This is a genomic window from Alteromonas sp. ABV4_515, assembly GCF_056160345.1.
The window spans coordinates 1-214 of record NZ_JBSWWZ010000054.1; the positions used below are offsets into that span (position 1 = coordinate 1).

2 tRNA genes are annotated in these 214 nt (G+C 50.0%); both read right to left on the minus strand.

Annotated features, from left to right (window positions below):
- Positions 1–8 precede the first annotated feature (8 nt).
- Positions 9–85, minus strand: a tRNA-Ile gene (locus ACXAGX_RS20640).
- Positions 86–123: 38 nt separating this feature from the next.
- A tRNA-Ala gene (locus ACXAGX_RS20645) sits at positions 124–199 on the minus strand.
- Positions 200–214: the final 15 nt, after the last annotated feature.

Here is a 214-nt window from a genome sequence, read left to right on the forward strand (position 1 = left end):
AGTAGAAATGGTAGGCTTGGGCAGACTTGAACTGCCGACCTCACCCTTATCAGGGGTGCGCTCTAACCAGCTGAGCTACAAGCCTGTTATCTTTTTAGCGTTAAGTTACTAACGTCTAAGAAGTGGTGGAGCTAAGCAGGATCGAACTGCTGACCTCCTGAATGCAAATCAGGCGCTCTCCCAGCTGAGCTATAGCCCCATATAGACTTGGTCG